Raw genomic sequence first — 20,182 nt, 5'->3', positions numbered from 1 at the left:
GACGCCCTGCACCGCCATCAGGATGACCATGAAGAAAAGCCTGCTCGCCTTCGCCACGCTGTTGTCGCTGGCCGTTATGCCTGGTGCGGTGCACGCCGCCACCGTCACTGACAGGGGTGCAACGCCCCTTGCGTGTCCGGACAGCGGCGCCGCCGTGGACGAATCCGGCTTCGTCAGCATCGGCGGCATCCGGCAGTGGGTGACGATTGAAGGCCAGGATTGCCGCAACCCGGTGGTGCTGATGGTTCATGGCGGCCCGGGCAATCCGAATACGCCGTTCGCGCACACGGTGTACGCCGACTGGACGAAAGATTTCACCCTGGTGCAATGGGATCAGCGTGGCAGCGGCAAGACCTGGGGCGCCAATCCGGAGACTCGTGAGCAGCCGTTGAGCCTGGAGCTGCTGGCCAGCGATGGCATTGAAGTCGCGCGCCATATCCAGCAGCACCTGGGCAAGCACAAGCTGATTCTGATGGGGGGCTCCTGGGGTTCGGCGCTGGCCGTGCAGATGGCACAGACCGAGCCGGAGCTGTTCCATGCCTACGTCGGCACCGCGCAGCTGGTCAGCTACGCCGACAACGTGGCCACCAGCTACCAGCGTGTGCTCGGTCTTGCGCAGCAGGCTGGCGATGCGGAAACGGTGGAGAGTGTGCAGAAGATCGGCCCGCCGCCGTGGACCAATCCCCGCGCCTTCGGCATCCTGCGCCGCGCTGGCCGCAAGTTCGAAGCCACGCTGATCGAACCCGCGCCGAAATCGTGGTGGTCGCCGCTGCCCGGTTACGACACGCCGCAATACGAAGCGGACTACGAAGCCGGCGAGGATTTCTCGTTCGTGCAGTTTGTCGGCATGGCCGGCGACGGCATGGGCCCGAAGCTGGACATCCGTCGCCTCGGCACCCGCTTCGCCATGCCGGTGTATCTGCTGCAGGGTGAGCAGGACACGGTGACCACGCTGGATGTTTCCCAGGCCTACTTCGACAGCATCAGCGCACCGCAGAAGGAATTCTTCCGCATGCCGCGCACCGGCCATGATCCCAATCCGATCATGGTCAAGACGCAGTTGGAAGTATTGGAGACTCGGGTGCGGCCAGCGGCTGTCGTCGCCGAACGATGAGAGGGACCCAGCAGACTTTGCCTGTCGGGCCTGCCGCTGAACTCAGATGTGCTGATCCAGCATGATCACGTTGCCATCCGGATCCGCCAGGATCAGATGCGCCGGTCCCGAGGTCTGCGTATCGGCGCGGGTGGTAATCGCCACGCCCTGCTCTTCCAACGCCTGCTGGATGTCACGCACATCGGTGAAAGAAGCCAGCGGACTGGCGGACTGATCCCAGCCCGGATTGAAGGTCAGGATGTTCTTGTCGAACATGCCCTGGAACAGGCCGATGACCGTGGATCCGTTCTTGAGGATCAACCAGCCCTGCGCCTGGTTGCCTCCAAACTCGATGAAGCCGAGCTTTTCATAGAACGCGCGGGACACCGCGATGTCCTTGACGGCCAGGCTGACGGAGAAAGCGCCGAGTTCCATGATCGTACCTCCTACGGTGTGGGCGGGTCCGTGCACTCGAACCCATCGCCCTGATCCGGGCCCATACTGGGCGCACGTCGGCGACACCGTCAACGCAGCAACGCCGCAGAGGGAGCCCTGCAAGCGGACGCAAAAAAAAACACCCGGACAAGTCCGGGTGTTTTCGATTTGGTGGGCCGTCAAGGATTCGAACCTTGGACCTATTGATTAAGAGTCAACTGCTCTACCAACTGAGCTAACGGCCCTGAAAAACAGGATGCGTAGTGTACCCGCATCTTCTTGCTCTGACAAACGGTCGCTGGCGCGACGTCTGAATCAGTGGGGTGGCTGAGGGGACTCGAACCCCCGACATCTGGAATCACAATCCAGTACTCTAACCAGCTGAGCTACAGCCACCACTGAAACCTGTTGCCTGACGCGTGCGCCGTTGGGATTGGCGCGCCCGACAGGACTCGAACCTGTAACCGCCGGCTTAGAAGGCCGGTGCTCTATCCGGTTGAGCTACGGGCGCCCAGGACCGGATTCTCGCATCCCGCTCGTCGGGATTCACCAGACTGGTCGGGGTAGAGGGATTCGAACCCCCGACCCTCTGCTCCCAAAGCAGATGCGCTACCAGACTGCGCTATACCCCGACGAGGGCCCGGCGTCGCCGCCTGACTGCACGTCGACAAGGCCGCGTATTGTCGGAATCTGCGGCCTTTCTGTCAAACGCCGCGTGCATCGCCGGCTTCGGCGGCGCGTGTAGCGGCCCGGCTTCCGCTATGCTCGACGGACGGGACATTACGTCCATTCACTATGGGGGACCCATGCGCAGCGGCAATCCGGTACTGAAAGAATCCACTTTCCTCGACTTGGGCAGCGGCTCGGTCGTCACCCGCGACGCGGGTGCGATGACCTTGAACGGCACGGTCAACAAGACCGGCATCCTGTTGTTGCTCTGCGTGATGACCGCCACCTACAGCTGGAACGCGGCGTTGGCCGCGGACGGCACGCTGGCTCCCGGCGGCGCCATTTTCCTGTGGGGTGGCCTGATTGTCGGCTTCATCCTGGCGATGGTCACGGCCTTCAAGCCGGCCTGGTCGCCGGTGACGGCGCCGATGTACGCGCTGGCTGAAGGCCTGTTCCTGGGCGGCATCTCGGCGATGTTCAACGCGCGCTTCCCGGGCATCGTGATGCAGGCGGTGCTGCTGACCTTCGGCACGCTGTTCGCGTTGCTGATGGCCTATCGCAGCGGCTGGATCAAGGCGACCGAGAACTTCAAGCTGGGCGTGGCCGCAGCCACCGGCGGCATCGCGCTGATCTACCTGGCCACGATCGTGCTGGGCTTCTTCAACATCAACATCCCGTACATCCACGAGTCGGGCCTGATCGGCATCGGCTTCAGCCTGTTCGTGGTGGTGATTGCGGCGCTGAACCTGGTGCTGGATTTCGACTTCATCGAGTCCGGCGTCGAACAGGGCGCGCCCAAGTACATGGAGTGGTACGGCGCCTTTGGCCTGATGGTCACGCTGGTGTGGCTGTACCTGGAGTTCCTGCGCCTGCTGGCCAAGTTGCAATCGCGCAACTGAGCGCTGCTCGGACCGAAAACAAAAAAGGGGCGCCACTGGCGCCCCTTTTTTTATCGTGCTGCGACTTGCGCGACGCGCCGCCGCGACGGCCACAGCATGAACAGGATCGTCACCGCCACCAGCAGCCAGCAGTAGTGCGCCTTGCCAATCAGCGCCAGCGGCGACAGACCGGCCAGCGAGGCCGCCAGCAGAATCTGCGCGCCATACGGCAACAGGCTCTGCACGCTGCACACGAAGATATCCAGCAGGCTCGCCGCACGTGCCGGCGGCACGTCATGGCGCTCGGCGATATCGCGCGCCACGCTGCCGCTGATCAGGATCGCCACGGTGTTGTTGGCGGTGAACACATCGGTGACGGCGGCGAGCGCCGCGACGCTCCACTCGCCGGTGCGCCGGCCGGTGTTGCCACGGGCGATGCGCGAAATCTGCGCGGCCAGCCAGTTCAAGCCGCCGCTGGCCTTGATCAGCGCGCCCAGGCCGCCGATGAACAAAGCCAGCAGGGTAATTTCGACCACGCTCTCGAAACCGGCGTACACATCGTTGGTGAAGACTGACAGCGAGTAGTCCTGATCGCCGAGGAAAAAGCCGAACAGCCCCGCCACCACCAGCCCGATGCTCAACACCACCAGCACATCCAGGCCCATCACCGCCAACACCAGCACCAACAGATAGGGCAGCACCAGCCAGGGCGAGGCGCCTTCGCTGGCCGTCACCGGTGAGGCATCACCCACTACGCCCAGCACCACCAGCGTCAGCAAGGCGGCGGGCAAGGCAATCTTGACGTTCTCGCGGAATTTCTCGCGCACGCTGCAACCCTGCGTGCGTGCGGCGGCAATCGCGGTGTCGGAGATCACCGACAGGTTGTCGCCAAAGGTGGCGCCGCCGATCACCGCACCCACCACCAGCGCGCGATCGATGCCGGCGGCATCGGACACGCCCAACGCAATTGGCGTCACCGCGGCAATCGTACCCATCGAAGTGCCCACCGCCAGCGACAGGAATCCCGCCACCAGGAACAACCCCGGCAGGATCAACGCCGGCGGCAACGCGCCCACACCCAGCGCCACCACCGCATCCACCGCGCCGATCTGCTTGGTCACCGTGGCGAACGCGCCGGCCAGCAGGAAGATCAAACACATCAGGATGATGTTGGCGTCGCCCATACCGTGCAGCAGCGTGTCCATCGCGCGCGCGCCGCGGCGGTGGGCGATCCACAGGCCCAGCGCCAGCGCGGGCAGGATCGCCACCGGTGCATGCAGCTGGTAGAAGCCCATGGCGTCGCCCTGGGCGGTGTAGTACAGGCCGGCGCCAAAGAAGATCGCCAGGAACAGCAACAAGGGAGTCAGCGCAATCGCGCTGGGACGGGCGGACATCGTGGGGGCCGTGCGGAGGGAGAACGGGCGTGATTTTCGCCGTCCCGGGCCCGCAGGCCAAGCTCATCCATGGGATGCACCCCAACAAAAACGGGACGCTGAGCGTCCCGTCCTTGTGTGCGCGGCTGGGCGATGGGCTCAGACGCGGCTGGCAATGGCCTTGGCAAAGCTCATGGTGTTGCCGCTACCGCCCAGGTCCGGGGTCAGCGAATCCTTGGCTTCCAGGGTTGCGATGATCGCCGCACGCAGGCGCTCGGCCTTGTCCGGCTGGCCCAGGTGATCCAGCATCTGCGCCGCGCCCAGCAGCAGTGCGCAAGGATTGGCCACGCCCTTGCCGGCGATGTCCGGCGCCGAGCCATGCACGGCTTCGAAGATCGCCGCGTCCACGCCGATGTTGGCACCCGGGGCCAGGCCCAGGCCGCCGACCAGGCCGGCGCAGAGGTCGGAGATGATGTCGCCGAACAGGTTGGTGGTGACGATGATGTCGAACTGCTCCGGACGCATCACCAACTGCATGCAGGTGTTGTCAACGATCATTTCGTTGCACTGGATGTCCGGATACAGCGCGGCCACTTCGCGCGCGACCTTCAGGAACAGACCCGAGGTGGACTTCAGGATGTTGGCCTTGTGCACCACCGTGACCTTCTTGCGGCCGGTCTTGCGGGCCAGCTCGAAGGCGTAGCGCACGATGCGCTCGGAACCCTTGCGGGTGATCTTCTGGGTCAGCAGCGCGGTCTCGCCATCGTCGGAAATCGACTGACCTTCACCGATGTAGGCGCCTTCGGTGTTCTCGCGCACGGTGATCAGATCCACGCCGTCCGGGAAGCGCGACTTGGTGTTGGGGAAGGACTTGGCCGGACGCACGTTGGCGTACAGATCGAAATGACGACGCAGGGCGACGTTGATCGAGCTGAAGCCCTCGCCCACCGGCGTGGTCAGCGGGCTCTTGAGCGCCACGCCGTTCTTGCGGATCGAATCCAGCGTGGCCTGCGGCAGCAGATCGCCATGCTTCTCGAGCGCCACCATGCCGGCGTCGGCGTCTTCGTAGCTCAGGCCCGTTTTGAGGGCGTCGAGCACGTACAGGGTCGCATCCATGATCTCCGGGCCGATACCGTCGCCGCGGATGACCGTAATCGTCTGGGTCATTGCTGGAAATTCCGAACTGATGGCGCCGTGGGTCCGGAGCCGGACGCGGGGCGCAGAGGGAGGTGAGTGGCGCAATTATGCCCGAAGGGGCCGGTAGCCCCCAAATGGACCTTGGTCGGATGAGCCCGTATCCCGCCCTGGATGGGCCTTGGCGCGGGCCCGCCCGTCGTGCGGACCCGCTGCTTCAGCCAGCCGGCCTGGCTGCCGGCCGTGGCCTTCAGTGCTCGTGCGCGGCCGGCTGGCCCGCCTGCCCGGCTTCCAACTGGTCCAGGAAATCCACCGCCCGGCGCAGATGCGGGATGACAATCGAGCCGCCCACCACCAGGCCCACCGAAAAGGCTTCGAAGAACTCGTCGCGATTCACCCCGGCGTCCTTGCACTGGGCCACGTGGTAGCTGATGCAGTCATCGCAACGCAGCACCATCGAGGCCACCAGGCCCATCAATTCCTTGGTCTTCAAATCCAGCGCGCCGGGCTGGTAGGTCTGCGTATCCAGGGCGAAGAAGCGCCGCACCACCTGGTTGGGTTCGGCCAGGATGCGGTCATTCATGCGCTGGCGGAATTCGGTGAACTCGCGCAGACGATCCTTCGTGCTGTCATCGCCGCCGCTCATGCGCCGGCTCCGGCCAGCAGCGGCTCGAACTTGCCGGCGCGGTGCAGGGCGATCATGTCGTCGTAGCCGCCCACATGGGTGTCGCCGACGAAAATCTGCGGCACGCTGGTACGGCGCGCCTTGCTGATCATCTTCTCGCGCTCGGCCGGGTCCAGATCGATGCGCACTTCCTGCCAGCTCTGGCCCTTGCTCTTCAGGAAGTTCTTGGCGGCCACGCAGTACGGGCAGATGGCGGTGGTATACATCGTGATGGTGGGACCGCCGGTGGGGGTGTCACTCAAGGGAATTCTCCGGGCTGTTGCAGGTCAAAGTGGTGCTCGGTGCCAATATGGGCCGGGTGGTGCCGGTTTCCACCCTAACCCCATGGAACACTGCGGGCCGTCAATTAACTACATGTTCACTCGTAACGGACAGCTTGGCGTCATCCTGCGGTCCGCCCGGTATTGTCCGACACTGGAGCTTCATTTGCGTCCCCTGCTGCTCGCCGCTGCTGTGACCCTTTCCCTGGCCGTGCCGCTGGCATCGGCGCAGGACGCGCGCCTGCCCGACATGGGCTCCTCGGCCGGTGAAGTCCTGTCGCCGGCGCGCCAGGCCGAGTACGGCGGGATGATGCTGCGCGAGCTGCGCAACTACGGTTACCTGCTGGAAGACCCGCTGCTGGATGACTGGTTGCAGCGCATGGGCAGCCGGCTGGGCACCCAGAGCGATCTGCCCAGCCAGAGCTTCACCTTCTTCCTGCTCAAGGATCGGCAGATCAATGCGTTTGCGACGCTGGGCGGTTTCATCGGCACCAACGCCGGCCTGATCCTGACCGCAGAGCAGGAAGACGAAGTGGCGGCCGTGCTCTCGCACGAAATCGCCCACGTCACCCAGCAGCATGTGCTGCGCGGGGTCGAACGCGCGCAGCGCGATCAGATTCCCATCCTGCTCGGCATGCTCGGCGCGATCGTGCTGGCGCAAAGCGCCGGCGGCAGTTCCGGCGGCGATGCCTCGATGGCGGCGGTGGCCAGCGGCATGGGCCTGATGCAGCAGCGCCAGATCGACTACACCCGCTCCAACGAGTCCGAGGCCGATCGCCTGGGCATCCGCACCCTGGCCCGCTCCGGTTACGACGTGGATGCGATGGCGGGCTTCTTCTCGCGCATGGCCCAGGCCACCCGCGCCAGCCGCAGCGGCGGTCGCGACGCCTATCCCGACTATCTGATGACCCACCCGGTGACCACCACCCGCATCAGCGAGGCCAAGCAGCGCGCCGAGCAGATGCGCAAGGACTACGTCACCACCACCACCCGCGTGCTGGGTGGCGGCCAGCGGGTCGAAACCTTCAATCCCAAGATCGTCAGCGCGCCGGAAAAGAACAGCGACAACCCCTTGCTGCCGGTCACGGTGCGCCTGCCCAGCGAGTTGATCAACGGCGGGCCGACCGGCCAGTTCGACTGGGCGCGCGAGCGCCTGCGCGTGCTCAGCGCCAACACCGCCGATGGCGCCGCCCGCGATTACGAACGCATCCAGCGCGAGTCCGGCAAGCCGCTGACGCCGGCGCAGCGCTATGGCCTGGCGCTGGCCAACCTGTACGCCGGTCGCGCGCCGCTGGCCGTGGACCAGCTCACCCCCTTGCTGGAAGACAACCCCGGCAACCTGTGGCTGGACCTGGGCCTGGCCGAAGCCGAGTCGCGCGGTGGCCGCGTCGCCGCCGCCAACCAGCGCCTGACCCGGCTGCAGCAACAGATGCCCAACAGCCGTCCGGTGGCGCTGACCTTCGCCCGCATCCTCAATGAGCAGGGCGGCGCGGAAGCCGGCCGGCATGCCCAGACGGTGCTGCGTCCGCTGCTGGGCCGGGCCGGCAGCGACCCGGTCTTCCAGCAGGAGTTTGGCCGCGCCAACGAACTGGCCGGCGATTCGGCCCGCGCCGGCGAGGCCTTTGCCGAGGCGGCCTTCCTCAATGGCCGGCCGGAGCAGGCGCTGATCCAGTTGCAGAACCTCAAGCAGCGCGGCGACCTGGATTACTACGCCCGTGCCCGCATCGACGCGCGCATCGCCGCCATCACCCCGCAGGTGCTGGAACTGCGCCGCCAGGGCATCAACGACCCGGATATCGAGCGGCGCTGAGATCCTGCGCGGGACCCGCCACATGACAGCGGAACGCGCTGTCATGTTTCGGTCATAAAATTGTCGTCTACTGGCAGCGCCCCCCCTGCCGACGGACGCTACGTGCAGAAGCACATCCTGATCGTTGACGATGAACCGGCCATCCGCGACATGGTCGCCTTTGCCCTGCGCAAGGGCGACTACGAGCCCATCCATGCCGGTGACGCCCGCGAGGCGCAGAACGCCATTGCCGACCGGGTGCCGGATCTGATCCTGCTGGACTGGATGCTGCCCGGCACCAGCGGCCTGGAACTGGCCCGCCGCTGGCGCAAGGACGCCATGACCCGCGACATCCCGATCATCATGCTCACCGCCCGCGGCGAAGAGAATGATCGGGTCGGCGGTCTGGAAGCCGGCGTGGACGACTACGTGGTCAAGCCATTCTCGGCGCGCGAACTGCTGGCCCGGATCCGCGCGGTGATGCGCCGCTCGCGCGAAGACGACGAGGACGGCAGCGTCAGCGTCGGTCCATTGCGCATCGATGGCGCCGCCCACCGCGTTTTCGCCGGCGACACCCCGGTGCCGATTGGCCCCACCGAGTACCGCCTGCTGCACTTCTTCATGACCCATCCCGAGCGCGTCTACTCGCGCACGCAGTTGCTGGATCACGTCTGGGGCGGCAGCGTCTACGTGGAAGAGCGCACGGTGGACGTGCATATCCGTCGCCTGCGCAAGACCCTGGAGCCGCATGGCATCGAGAACATGGTGCAGACCGTGCGCGGTTCGGGCTATCGCTTCTCGGCGGCGATGTGAGGCCCGGGCACGCTGCATCTGTCACAACCCCGCGCCTACAATCGCCCCATGCCTGATCACATCCGCTCCGCCTGGTTCAAGACGCTGGGTCAACTGGCTGGAATCCTGATCGCGGCCGCCCTGCTCGGCCTGCTGATCGGCTATCCCTGGCCGGTGCTCACGCTGGCCGCGCTGGGCGTGGTGGCCTGGCACTACTGGAAACTGCGGGAAGTGTTGCTGCGCCTGACCGCCCGCCAGCGGCTCACCCCGGCGCGCGGCCAGGGCGTGTGGAACGAGTTGGATCGCCTGCTCTATCGCGGCCAGGCCGAAATGCGCACGCGCAAGCGCCGCCTGCTGGCCATGCTGCGCGCTTATCGCGCCGCCGCCGCCGCGCTGCCCGATGCGGTGGTGGTGGTCGAACGCAACAGCCAGCGCGTGCAGTGGTTCAACAAGGCCGCCACCAGTCTGCTGGGCCTGCAGTATCCCAACGACATCGGCGCCAGCATCGGCGATCGCCTGCAGCCGTTGCCGATGTCGCACTGGCTGGCCGCCGGCCGCAATGCCGAGCCCATGCTCGATGCCGGTTCGCCGGTGGATCCGGCGCTGCGCCTGAACCTGCGTCTGATCCCCTACTCCGATCAGCACTGGCTGCTGGTCGCGCGCGACGTCAGCAAGATGTTGCGGCTGGAACAGATGCGCCGCGACTTCGTCGCCAACGTCTCGCATGAATTGCGCACCCCGCTGACCGTGGTGCACGGTTACCTGGACATGCTCGAGCCGCAGGAATTCCCCGAGTGGGCGCCGATGCTGGCGGAGATGCAGAAGCAATCCCAGCGCATGACGCAGTTGGTGGAAGACCTGCTGACCCTGTCGCGACTGGAAGCCCAGGACAGCCTGCCCGACGAAAGCGTGGCGATGGCGCCGATGCTGGCCACCCTGCGCCGCGAGGCCGAAGCGCTCAGCCACAAGCGCCATACCGTGGTGGTGGAAGACGAGGCCGGCGTGGATCTGTGGGGCTCCAACAAGGAGCTGCACAGCGCCTTCTCCAACCTGGTCAGCAACGCGGTGCGCTACACCCCGGCCGGCGGCAGCATCCGCGTGCGCTTTGCGCGCGAAGGCGACGGCGCCCTGCTCAGTGTCACCGACAGCGGCTATGGCATTCCCGCCAGCCACCTGCCGCGCATCACCGAACGTTTCTATCGCGTCTCCACCAGCCGCTCGCGCGAGAGCGGCGGCACCGGCCTGGGCCTGTCGATCGTCAAGCACGTCCTCAACCTGCACCAGGCGCGGCTGGAGATTGAAAGCGAAGTAGGCCACGGCAGTACCTTCACCATCCACTTCAGTGGCGAACGCGTGCACGAACGCGGCAGCGATCTGCTCACGCCGCCGTCCCCTCCTTCCCTCACCCACGGTCAGACCGCATGAATGTCGCCAACGCCACCACGCCGGACGCCGTGAGCAACGAGGAGCGGCTGCGCGATCCCGCGCTCTACCTCAACCGCGAACTGTCGCAGCTGGATTTCAACTTCCGCGTACTGGCGCAGGCGCAGGATCCCAGCGTGCCGCTGTTGGAACGGCTGCGTTTCCTGTGCATCTCCTGCACCAACCTGGACGAGTTCTTCGAAATCCGCGCCGCCACCGTGCGCCATGCGCAGGACTTCGGCCTGCCGCCGGCCGCCGATGGCATGAGCCCGACCACGGTGCTCAACCGCATCCACGATCGCGCCGCCGAACTGGTGGACGCGCAATACAAATGCTGGAACCAGGTACTGCGCCCGGCCTTGAACGAAGCCGGCGTGCGCGTGTTTGGCCGCGGCGCCTGGAGCCCGCGCCAGACCCGCTGGCTGCGCGCCTACTTCCGCAACGAGATCATGCCGGTGCTCTCGCCGCTGGGCCTGGACCCGGCGCATCCCTTCCCCAAGATCCTCAACAAGTCGCTCAACATCGTGGTGGTGTTGAAGGGCAAGGACGCGTTTGGCCGCGCCGGCCACCTGGCGATCGTGCGCGCGCCACGTTCGCTGCCGCGCATCATCCACCTGCCGCAGCGCGTGTCCGGCGGCGAGAACGACTTCGTGCTGCTGTCCTCGGTGCTGTCGGCATTCGTCGATGAGCTGTTCCCGGGCATGGAGGTCAAGGGCTCCTACCAGTTCCGCGTCACCCGCAACTCCGAAGTGGTGGTGGACGAGGAAGAAGTGGAAAACCTGGCGCTGGCACTGCGCGATGAACTGGTCGGCCGCGGCTATCGTCCGGCGGTGCGCCTGGAGATAGCCCAGGATTGTCCCAAGCCGATCATCCGCACGCTGCTGCAGAACTTCGCCCTGCCCGACAACGCGGTCTATCTGATCGACGGCCCGGTCAATCTCAACCGGGTCATCCAGGTCTATGACCTGGCCCAGCGCCCGGAACTGAAGTACCCGGTATTCACCCCGCGCCTGCTGCGCGACAGCGACACCATCTTCGAACGCGTCGACGATGGCGACGTGCTGCTGCACCACCCCTTCGACGCCTTCACGCCGGTGCTGGATCTGCTCAAGCAGGCGGCCATCGACCCCAACGTGCTGGCGATCAAGCAGACCCTGTACCGCACCGGCAACAACTCGGCGATTGTCGATGCGCTGGTGCAGGCCGCGCGCAACGGCAAGGACGTCACCGTGGTGGTGGAACTGCGCGCGCGCTTCGATGAAGACGCCAACCTGGGCGTGGCCGACCGGCTGCAGGAAGCCGGCGTGCAGGTCGTGTATGGCGTGGTCGGCTACAAGACCCACGCCAAGATGCTGCTGATCGTGCGCCGCGAGGGCAAGAAACTGCGCCGCTACGTGCACCTGGGCACCGGCAACTATCACAGCGGCACCGCCCGCGCCTACACCGACATCGGCCTGATCACCGCCGACCCGGACGTCGGCAACGACGTGCACCTGCTGTTCCAGCAGCTGTCGGGCCTGGCGCCATCGACCAAGCTCAAGCGCCTGCTGCAATCCCCCTTCACCCTGCATGCCGGTCTGATCAAGAAGATCGAGCGCGAGGCCAAGCTGGCGCGCGCCGGCAAGCCGGGCCGCATCATCGCCAAGATCAATGCGCTCAACGAGCCACGGATCATCCGCGCGCTCTATGTCGCCTCGCAGGCCGGCGTGCAGATTGATCTGATCGTGCGTGGCGCCTGCTCGCTGCGACCGGGCGTGCCCGGCGTGTCGGACAACATCCGCGTGCGTTCCATCGTCGGCCGCTTCCTGGAACACAGCCGCATCTACTGGTTCGGCAACGATGGTCACCCCGAGCTGTACTGCGCCAGCGCCGACTGGCTGGAGCGCAACCTGCTGCACCGGGTGGAAACCTGCTTCCCGATCCTGGAGCCGGCGCTGGCCGACAAGGTCTTCCGCGACGGCCTGCAGAACTACCTGGACGACAACCAGAACGCCTGGTTGCTGGATGCCGATGGCGTGTACCACAAGGCCGAGCCGGCCGAGGGCCAGACCCCGCATTCGGCGCAGGCGCTGCTGTTGGCCGGGGTCTAAAACCGGTGCAAGTCCTTGATGCGACGAATGGCGCGTTGCCAAGCGCCGGTCGCTGCCACTAGTCTGCGCGCATGTCGCCCGCCTCCGCCCCCGCTTCGCCGCCCCCCCGTGACGGCGAACACCTCGCCGCGATCGACCTGGGCTCCAACAGCTTTCACATGATCGTGGCCCGCTACACGCTGGGCCAGCTGCGCGTGGTGGATCGCCTGCGCGAGACCGTGCGCATGGCCGATGGCCTGGACGGCAAGGGTGGCCTGTCCGAACCGGCGCGCGAGCGCGCCCTGGATTGCCTGTCGCGGTTCGGCCAGCGTATCCGTGACGTACCTACCGCACGCGTGCGTGCGCTGGCCACGAATACGGTTCGCCAGCTGCGCGACCCGATGGGCTTCCTGATGCCGGCCGAAGCCGCGCTGGGCAAGCCGATCGAAGTGGTGTCCGGGCGTGAGGAAGCCCGCCTGATCTACCTGGGCGTGGCCCACTCGCAGCCGCCCAAGGCGGATCAGAAACGACTGGTGATCGATATCGGCGGCGGCTCCACCGAGTTCATCATTGGCCGCGGCATGCAGACCCTGGAGCGCGAAAGCCTGCAGGCCGGTTGCATCGCCAGCACGCGGCGGTTCTTTCCCGGTGGCAAGCTCACCAAGAAACGCTGGAAGGATGCGCTGACCGAAATCGGCGCCGAGTTCCAGCAGTTCGCCAAGCTCTATCGCGCCCTGGGCTGGCAGGAAGCCATTGGCTCCTCCGGTACCAACAAGGCGATTGGCGATATCTGCGCGGCGATGAAACTGACCAAGGGCGCGGTGACTGCCGAGGCCCTGCCGCAGGTTCGCGACCGGCTGCTGCAGGCCGAACGCATCGACGACATCGACCTGCCCGGCCTGTCCAATGATCGCCGGCCGATCATCGCCGGCGGCGTGCTGGTACTGGAGGCCGCCTTCGAAGCCCTGGGCCTGCAGCGACTGATGGTGAGCAAGGCGGCCATGCGCGAAGGCATCCTGTTCGACATGCTGGGCCGCGGCAGCGACAACGATCCGCGCGACCTGTCCACCGCATCGCTGATCCAGCGCTACGGCATCGACGAGGTGCAGGCCTCGCGGGTGGAGGCCACCGCCCAGCGCCTGCACGAGCAGGTCGCCGAAGACTGGCAGCTCAGCGACGACGATGCACGCATGCTCGGCTGGGCCGCGCGCCTGCACGAACTGGGCCTGGTCATCGCGCACAGCCAGTACCACCAGCATGGCGCCTACGTGCTGGAGAACTCCGACATCGCCGGTTTCTCGCGGCAGGAGCAGCAGGTGCTGGCCTCGCTGGTACGCACGCACCGTCGCGGGGTGCCCAAGACCGCTTTCGATGCCCTGCCTGATCGCCTGCTGCTGTCGGCCAAACGCAAGGCCGCATTGTTGAGGCTGGCAGTGTTGTTGCACCGCGCGCACGAGGCCGACCCGATTCCGCGCCTGGACCTGACCGCCATCGACGACGAATTGCGCCTGGTGGTGGATCGCGACTGGATTGAAGCGCGTCCGCTGCTGAAGTCGGATCTGATTGGCGAGCCGGAAGACATGCAGGGCCTGGGCATCACCCTCAAGCCGTTCGTGGCCTGAGCCGCATCGCTACGGCGCGAGGGCGGCTGCATCTTCGCAGCGTCCTCATGCAAAACCGGCGTTACTAAGGCTAGACTCGGGTCCGGGAACGATTCGGGCAGGCCCGCCACCGGGTTCGCGCGCCTCACGCGGGCTCTCGGCAACTCAATGCAAGCCGCTGGCCGCCCGCGTCGCTTCCCGCTTGTCCAGGAGGGATCAATGCAGAGACCGAAAGACGCACCATGGAATGAGCTGCTGGCCACCGATGGACCGGGCGCGCTGGCGATAGGCCGCAACGTCGATCGGATACTCAATGCCGTGCGCACGCACTTGGGCATGGACGTGGCCTTCATTTCCGAATTCAGCGGCCGGCAACGGACCTTTCGCCACGTGGTGGGCGCGCTGGAACCGATGCCGCTGAAACCGGGCGACTCGATGCCGCTGGAAGAAGGCTATTGCCTGCGCGTGGTGGATGGCCGCATTCCCCAGCTGATTCCCGACACCCGCGCCGTGCCGGTGCTGGCCGACATTCCCGATACCGCCGCCGTGCCGATTGGCGCGCACCTGTCGGTGCCGATCAAGCTCAGTGACGGCCGCATCTTCGGCACGTTCTGCTGTTTCAGCCTGCGCCCCAACCTGTCCCTGAGCGAACGCGACATGCAGATGATGCGTGCCTTCGCCGAATTGCTGGCCTATCAGATCGACGGTGATCTGGATGCGCTGCGCGTGCACGAGGAAAAAGTCGAGCGGATCAATGCCGTGCTCGAACTCGGCCAGCCCAGCATCGCCTACCAGCCTATTTACCGGCTCAAGGACGATCGCATCATCGGCGTGGAATGCCTGGCACGGTTCGATCTCAATCCGCCGCGCCCGGCCGATCTGTGGTTCCGGGAGGCGCGCGAGATCGGTCTGGGCGTGCGCCTGGAGCTCAACACCATGCTCACCGCCATGGATGGACTGCGCCATCTGCTGGGCGGTTTTTACGTGTCGCTCAATGTCTCGCCGCAGACCATCATCAGCGGACAGGTGGCCGGCTATCTGGATGCCTTGCCGCTGGATCGCGTCGTGCTGGAGCTGACCGAGCACGCGCATGTGGAAGACTACGCCGCCTTGCGCGAGCAACTGACTCCCCTGCGCCGGCAGGGTGTGCGGGTGGCGGTGGACGATGCCGGCGCCGGCTACGCCAGCATGCGTCATGTGCTGGCGATTAGCCCGGACATCATCAAGCTGGACATGACCCTGACCCGCAGCATCGACAGCGATTCGCCGCGCCGCGCCCTGGCCGCCGCGCTGATTGCGTTCGCCCGCCAGACGCATACCGAAATCATTGCCGAGGGCGTGGAGACGGCCGAGGAACTGGCCGCGCTCAAGGCGCTGGGCGTGGAGCACGCGCAGGGCTATTTCCTGTCGCGGCCCCTGGCCCTGCCCGACCTGAGCAGCCTGCTCAATCCCGGCGAGACCCGCCTGCACTGATCGTCGCGGCCGGCCTCTGGCATCATGCCGGCCTGTTCCCTGCGCGTGGCGACCATGCAGACATTCGCGATTCCCGGTACCCACCTGCGCGCTTCGCGCATCGCCGTGGGCTGCATGCACCTGAGCCGGGCGTGGGACAACTCGCCCCTGACCGAGGCGGAGCGACTGCAGACACGCGCACTGGTGGATACCGCGCTGGAACGCGGCATCACCCTGTTCGATCACGCCGACATCTATGCGCGTGGCAAATCCGAACGGCTGTTCGGCGAAGTGCTGGCCGCCTCGCCTTCGTTGCGGGACAGCATGGTGCTGCAGTCCAAGTGCGGCATCCGCTTCGCGCACGAGCCGCATGCCTCATCGCCGGGGCGCTACGATTTCAGCCATGCGCATCTCATCAGCTCCGTGGAAGGCAGCCTGCAGCGCCTGCAGACGGATCGGCTGGATCTGCTGTTGCTGCATCGGCCCGATCCGCTGGGTCATCCGGACGAAGTGGCGCGCGCCTTCGATGACCTGCAGCGCAGCGGCAAGGTGTTGCACTTCGGCGTGAGCAACCACACCGGTGCGCAGATCGCGTTACTGCAGAAGAGCGTCGCGCAGCCGCTGGTGGTGAACCAGGTGGAGATCAGCCTGTTGCACCATCACCTGATCAACGAAGGCGTGGTCGCGGCAATCCCTGGCACGCCGTATACGGCCTCGGCCGGGACGCTGGACTACTGCCGGCAGCACGACATCCTGGTGCAGGCATGGTCGCCGTTGGCCGGTGGTCGCCTGTCGCATCCGGAAACGGCCGAGCCCGGATTGCGTCCGACCGCCGAGCGGGTTGCGCATTTCGCCAGCAAGTACGGCGTCAGCGCCGAAGCGATCCTGCTGGCGTGGCTGCTGCGGCATCCGGCCGGCATCCAGCCCATCGTCGGCACCACCCAGGCGGAGCGCCTGCTGGCGGCCAGCGCCGCCGATGTCATCGAACTGGATCGCGAGGATTGGTACGACCTGTTCACGGCGGCGCGGGGTGCGCCGGTGCCGTAAACACCTGTCACACCGCAGTCAACTGACTGCCATGTTTGCTTCATGCCCGGCGCGCATCCTTCGCAAAACCGGGAGCCATGCATGCGCTACGCCATCGTCACCGAGACCTATCCGCCGGAGGTCAACGGGGTTGCGTTGACCGTGCAGGGACTGGAACAGGGATTGCGATCACGCGGGCATGCGGTGTCGCTGGTGCGGCCGCGGCAGGACAGCGATGTCGCCGACCTGCCGGACACCATGCTGGTGCGGGGTGCGGCCCTGCCCCGCTATCCGGGCCTGAAATTCGGTCTGCCGGCGACGCGCCGGTTGACCCGCTTGTGGACGAACACGCCGCCGGACGCGATCTACGTGGCCACGGAAGGCCCGCTGGGCTGGTCAGCGGTGCGCGCCGCCAAGCGATTGGGCATTCCGGTTGCGACTGGCTTCCACACCCGCTTTGACGAGTACATGCGCGACTACGGCGCGGCGTTCCTGCAGCAGACGGCGATGCGCTGGATGCGGCGTTTCCACAACCGCGCCGACGCCACCCTGGTGCCGACGCGCGAGCTGCAGGATTTCCTCGCCTCGCAGGGCTTCGAGCGCGTGGTGCGGCTGGCGCGCGCGGTCGACAGCACGCAGTTCTCGCCTGCCCTGCGCGATAGCGCGCTGCGCAGCTTGTGGGGTGCGCGCACGGATACGCCCGTCGCCATCTACGTGGGCCGCATCGCGGCGGAAAAGAACCTGGGCCTGGCCGTGCGCGCCTTCCGCGAGTTGCAGGGCAAGCGCCCCGACGCGCGCTTTGTCTGGGTCGGCGATGGCCCGGCGCGCGAGAAGCTGGCGCAGGACAATCCGGACTTCGTGTTCTGCGGCATCCAGCGCGGCGAAGCGCTGGCGCGGCACTTTGCCAGCGGCGACCTGTTCCTGTTTCCCAGCCACAGCGAGACCTTCGGCAACGTCACCCTGGAAGCCATGGCCAGCGGCGTGCCGACGGTGGCCTTCGATTACGGCGCGGCGCGCGAACATCTGCGCAGCGGCGTGCACGGCGTGGCAGTGCAGGACGACGAGGCCTTTGTCGCCGCCACCGTGCAGTTGGGCGACAACGCGACCCTGCGTGGCCTGATGGGCGGCAATGCGGCCGAGGCCGTGCGCGCCCTGCGGCCGGATCAGGTGGCCGCCGATTTCGATGTGCTGTTGGCCGATCTGGCCGCTACCCGGAGGTCTTATGCGAATCCTGCAACCGCGTAATCCCTGGCGTGGACGTGATGCCGGTTGGTGCCTGCGCGCCAATCGCCTGGGTCAGTGGCAGGGTGTGCGGCGCTTCTTCGCGGTCATCAGCCGCTTGGGCGATGGCGTGTTCTGGTATGTGCTGATGGGCGCGCTGATTGCCTTCGACGGGCTGCAGGGACTGGCGGCCTCGGCGCATCTGGCGGCGACCGGGGTGATTGCGCTGACCCTGTACAAGCTGCTAAAGCGCTGGACGCGGCGGCCGCGGCCGTTTGCGGCCGATGTGCGGATTCGCGCGTGGATTGCGCCGCTGGACGAGTTCAGTTTTCCGTCCGGGCATACGCTGCATGCGGTGGCGTTCACGCTGGTGGCGCTGGCGCATTATCCGGTGCTGGCGCCGGTGTTGATTCCGTTTGCGGCGGCGGTGGGGATTTCGCGGGTGGTGTTGGGCTTGCACTATCCGAGTGATGTGTTGGCTGCGACGGCGATTGGATCCGGGTTGGCGGGGTTGTCGCTGTGGATCGTGCCGGGGGTTTCGTTGTTTGCATGAAAAAAAAACGGGGCGAATTCGCCCCGTCCTTTTGCCTGCTGCTTTTGTCCGTCAGTTTTCCAGCAGCGGCTTGCGCGGCAGTTTCTGTTCGCGCGTGGCGGCATGGTAGGCGAAGGCGGCGATGATCGCCGAGGCCTGCTTCAGATCTTCCGCACTGGCGTGATCGAAGGTGTCCAGGTCGCTGTGGTGCACGTTGGTGCCGTAGTCCAGGCCATCCTGCACGAACTGGAAGCCGGGCACGCCGATGCGATCAAAGGAGATGTGATCGGTGCTGCTGGTGTTGCGCGGGGTGACAATCGTCGCGCCCACGTCGTTGAACGGCTTGAGCCAGGCTTCGAAGATCGGCATGGCCGCCAGGTTTTCCTGCGCATAGATGCCGCGAATCTTGCCCGAGCCATTGTCCAGGTTGAAATAGGCGCTGACCTTGTCGTAGTCGCGCTTCTTCTGCAGCGGACCGCCGCGTTCCTGGAAGCCCTTCGGCAGCTTCTTCTGCTCCGGATCGGTGGATTCGGGATACTCGGCGAGGTGCTTGGCCACGTACGCGCCCGAGCCAATCAGACCCTGCTCCTCACCACTCCACAAAGCGATGCGGATCGTGCGGCGCGGCTTGACGCCCAGCGTCTTCAGGATGCGCATGGCCTCCATCATCACCGCCACGCCGGCGGCGTTGTCGGCCGCGCCGGTGCCGGCGTGCCACGAGTCCATGTGGGCACCGATAATCACCACTTCATTGCCGCTGCCTGGAATCTCGGCAATGGTGTTGTAGCCCGGGTCATTGGTTTCGCTGGTGAACTGCGCATCGACGTTGATCCGCAGGTTGACCTTTTCCCCGCGTTCCAGCGAACGCAGCAGCGGGTTGTAGTGCTCCGCGGCCACGGCCAGCTCCGGCACGCCCACCGGCTCACCGGCGCGACGCGAACCACCACCACCGACGCGGATGATGCCGTTGTCCCAACCACTGATGCTCAACGCGGCAATCGCGCCTTCTTCCACCAGGAACTTGTTCAAAGCCTGGCTCAGCTCCTGCCGCTGCACGTACTCGCTCGCGCGCTTCTTGCGATCGGCCGGGTTGGCGTCCTTGGGCACGGCGTAATCGAGCAGCGCGGTCAGCCCCGCATCGTCATAACGCTTGGAGTCGGCTTCGGTACCGGCCTTGTACTCACGGAACTCGCTGAGCAACACCACCTTGCCTTTCAGCTTGCCCTTGTACTTGTCCAGATCGGCCTTGGTCTTGATGACCACCGCAATCGCCTCGCCTTCCACCGCGCCCTGCGTACCCGGCGTCCACGCCTTGGGCACCGCATGCAACGACAACTGGCGCGGGCCCAGCAGATCCACGCTGGCGCTGCGATACAGCCAACCACGACCAAAGTCATCGAACGCCTCGTCATGCACGTTCGACAAGCCCCACGCCGTCATCTGCTCACGCGTCCACGCATTGGCCTTGGCCATGTTGGGCGAGTTGGTCAGGCGCGGACCGATCTGCTCGGTCAAATGACCAAACGTGGCCATCACCTGCGAACGATGGAACGCCTCCTGACGGATACGGCTGACCATATCCAGATCCACCGACTCCCTGCTCTGCGCCTGCACCTGCACCGCAGCGGCCAGGCCCACACACAGCACGATGCCCAGCTTCCTTCCGACCCCTAAGTTCACGCCTTCATCCCCCGGGAAATCCCCGTCAGCACAAACGTTCGAGTCTAGTCAGGCAAGACCGTAAGTCCCCC

At 66.0% G+C, this 20,182-nt stretch carries 17 protein-coding genes and 4 tRNA genes; 11 read left to right on the top strand and 10 right to left on the bottom strand.

Translation table 11 applies throughout. The annotated features are described in order from the left end of the window. The first annotated feature begins 28 nt into the window (after positions 1-28). On the top strand, positions 29-1,114 hold the full coding sequence (locus B5X78_RS15085) for an alpha/beta fold hydrolase (protein ID WP_079726220.1): 1,086 nt from the start codon (positions 29-31) through the stop codon (positions 1,112-1,114). A gap of 42 nt (positions 1,115-1,156) precedes the next feature. Here B5X78_RS15085 and B5X78_RS15080 read toward each other — a convergent pair whose 3' ends face one another. The 5 genes from B5X78_RS15080 to B5X78_RS15060 form a co-directional block, all read right to left on the bottom strand. Further along, a complete protein-coding gene (locus tag B5X78_RS15080) occupies positions 1,157-1,528 on the bottom strand; it encodes a VOC family protein (RefSeq protein WP_079725348.1) in 372 nt (123 codons plus the stop codon). A 169-nt stretch (positions 1,529-1,697) separates the two neighbouring features. Then, positions 1,698-1,773, bottom strand: a tRNA-Lys gene (locus B5X78_RS15075). A gap of 74 nt (positions 1,774-1,847) precedes the next feature. After that, positions 1,848-1,924: transfer RNA gene (locus B5X78_RS15070), tRNA-His, on the bottom strand. 38 nt (positions 1,925-1,962) lie between these two features. Then, positions 1,963-2,039: transfer RNA gene (locus B5X78_RS15065), tRNA-Arg, on the bottom strand. A 44-nt stretch (positions 2,040-2,083) separates the two neighbouring features. After that, positions 2,084-2,160: transfer RNA gene (locus B5X78_RS15060), tRNA-Pro, on the bottom strand. Positions 2,161-2,334: 174 nt separating this feature from the next. Between B5X78_RS15060 and B5X78_RS15055 the strand changes: the two genes are divergently transcribed. Then, a complete protein-coding gene (locus B5X78_RS15055) occupies positions 2,335-3,096 on the top strand; it encodes a Bax inhibitor-1/YccA family protein (protein WP_176140883.1) in 762 nt (253 codons plus the stop codon). Positions 3,097-3,146: 50 nt separating this feature from the next. Here the strand turns inward: B5X78_RS15055 and B5X78_RS15050 are convergent, their stop codons facing one another. The 4 genes from B5X78_RS15050 to grxC form a co-directional block, all read right to left on the bottom strand. Beyond that, positions 3,147-4,469, bottom strand: a complete 1,323-nt coding sequence (locus B5X78_RS15050; protein ID WP_079725344.1) for a Na+/H+ antiporter NhaC family protein — start codon at positions 4,467-4,469, stop codon at positions 3,147-3,149. 138 nt (positions 4,470-4,607) lie between these two features. Then, positions 4,608-5,615: an isocitrate dehydrogenase gene (locus B5X78_RS15045; RefSeq protein ID WP_079725343.1), complete on the bottom strand. Its 1,008-nt coding sequence runs from the start codon at positions 5,613-5,615 to the stop codon at positions 4,608-4,610. Between the two features lie 217 nt (positions 5,616-5,832). Further along, positions 5,833-6,228, bottom strand: a complete 396-nt coding sequence (locus B5X78_RS15040; protein ID WP_079725341.1) for a carboxymuconolactone decarboxylase family protein — start codon at positions 6,226-6,228, stop codon at positions 5,833-5,835. Then, on the bottom strand, positions 6,225-6,473 hold the full coding sequence (gene grxC / locus B5X78_RS15035; protein ID WP_079726219.1) for a glutaredoxin 3: 249 nt from the start codon (positions 6,471-6,473) through the stop codon (positions 6,225-6,227). The genes B5X78_RS15040 and grxC overlap by 4 nt, the downstream gene beginning before the upstream one ends. 220 nt (positions 6,474-6,693) lie before the next feature. On the opposite strand from grxC, the gene B5X78_RS15030 reads away from it, so the two are divergent. The 9 genes from B5X78_RS15030 (at position 6,694) to B5X78_RS14990 (ending at position 18,452) form a co-directional block, all read left to right on the top strand. Beyond that, positions 6,694-8,337: a M48 family metalloprotease gene (locus tag B5X78_RS15030; protein WP_079725339.1), complete on the top strand. Its 1,644-nt coding sequence runs from the start codon at positions 6,694-6,696 to the stop codon at positions 8,335-8,337. A 102-nt stretch (positions 8,338-8,439) separates the two neighbouring features. Further along, positions 8,440-9,129: a phosphate regulon transcriptional regulator PhoB gene (gene phoB, locus B5X78_RS15025; RefSeq protein ID WP_079725338.1), complete on the top strand. Its 690-nt coding sequence runs from the start codon at positions 8,440-8,442 to the stop codon at positions 9,127-9,129. A 48-nt stretch (positions 9,130-9,177) separates the two neighbouring features. Further along, the gene (gene phoR, locus B5X78_RS15020) at positions 9,178-10,533 is read left to right on the top strand and encodes a phosphate regulon sensor histidine kinase PhoR (protein ID WP_079725336.1); all 1,356 of its coding nucleotides are present in this window, start codon (positions 9,178-9,180) and stop codon (positions 10,531-10,533) included. Then, on the top strand, positions 10,530-12,620 hold the full coding sequence (ppk1, locus tag B5X78_RS15015) for a polyphosphate kinase 1 (RefSeq protein ID WP_079725334.1): 2,091 nt from the start codon (positions 10,530-10,532) through the stop codon (positions 12,618-12,620). Before phoR ends, ppk1 begins: the two co-directional genes overlap by 4 nt. A 71-nt stretch (positions 12,621-12,691) precedes the next feature. Beyond that, entirely contained in the window at positions 12,692-14,221 is a 1,530-nt protein-coding gene (ppx, locus tag B5X78_RS15010; RefSeq protein ID WP_079725333.1) for an exopolyphosphatase, read from the top strand. A 198-nt stretch (positions 14,222-14,419) separates the two neighbouring features. Then, on the top strand, positions 14,420-15,673 hold the full coding sequence (locus B5X78_RS15005) for a sensor domain-containing phosphodiesterase (RefSeq protein ID WP_079725331.1): 1,254 nt from the start codon (positions 14,420-14,422) through the stop codon (positions 15,671-15,673). 24 nt (positions 15,674-15,697) lie between these two features. Further along, positions 15,698-16,699, top strand: coding sequence for an aldo/keto reductase (locus tag B5X78_RS15000; RefSeq protein ID WP_217698680.1), 1,002 nt, complete (start codon positions 15,698-15,700; stop codon positions 16,697-16,699). Positions 16,700-16,780: 81 nt separating this feature from the next. After that, positions 16,781-17,923: a glycosyltransferase family 4 protein gene (locus B5X78_RS14995; RefSeq protein ID WP_079725327.1), complete on the top strand. Its 1,143-nt coding sequence runs from the start codon at positions 16,781-16,783 to the stop codon at positions 17,921-17,923. Beyond that, entirely contained in the window at positions 17,901-18,452 is a 552-nt protein-coding gene (locus tag B5X78_RS14990) for a phosphatase PAP2 family protein (RefSeq protein ID WP_079725326.1), read from the top strand. The genes B5X78_RS14995 and B5X78_RS14990 overlap by 23 nt, the downstream gene beginning before the upstream one ends. A 51-nt stretch (positions 18,453-18,503) precedes the next feature. Here the strand turns inward: B5X78_RS14990 and B5X78_RS14985 are convergent, their stop codons facing one another. After that, a complete protein-coding gene (locus B5X78_RS14985) occupies positions 18,504-20,078 on the bottom strand; it encodes a M20/M25/M40 family metallo-hydrolase (RefSeq protein WP_229730782.1) in 1,575 nt (524 codons plus the stop codon). Positions 20,079-20,182 lie beyond the last annotated feature (104 nt).

It is taken from the genome of Pseudoxanthomonas indica, assembly GCF_900167565.1.
Lineage (GTDB): Bacteria > Pseudomonadota > Gammaproteobacteria > Xanthomonadales > Xanthomonadaceae > Pseudoxanthomonas_A > Pseudoxanthomonas_A indica.
The sequence above is the reverse complement of the archived record's forward strand: the minus strand, read 5'-3'. Positions and strand labels throughout refer to the sequence as shown.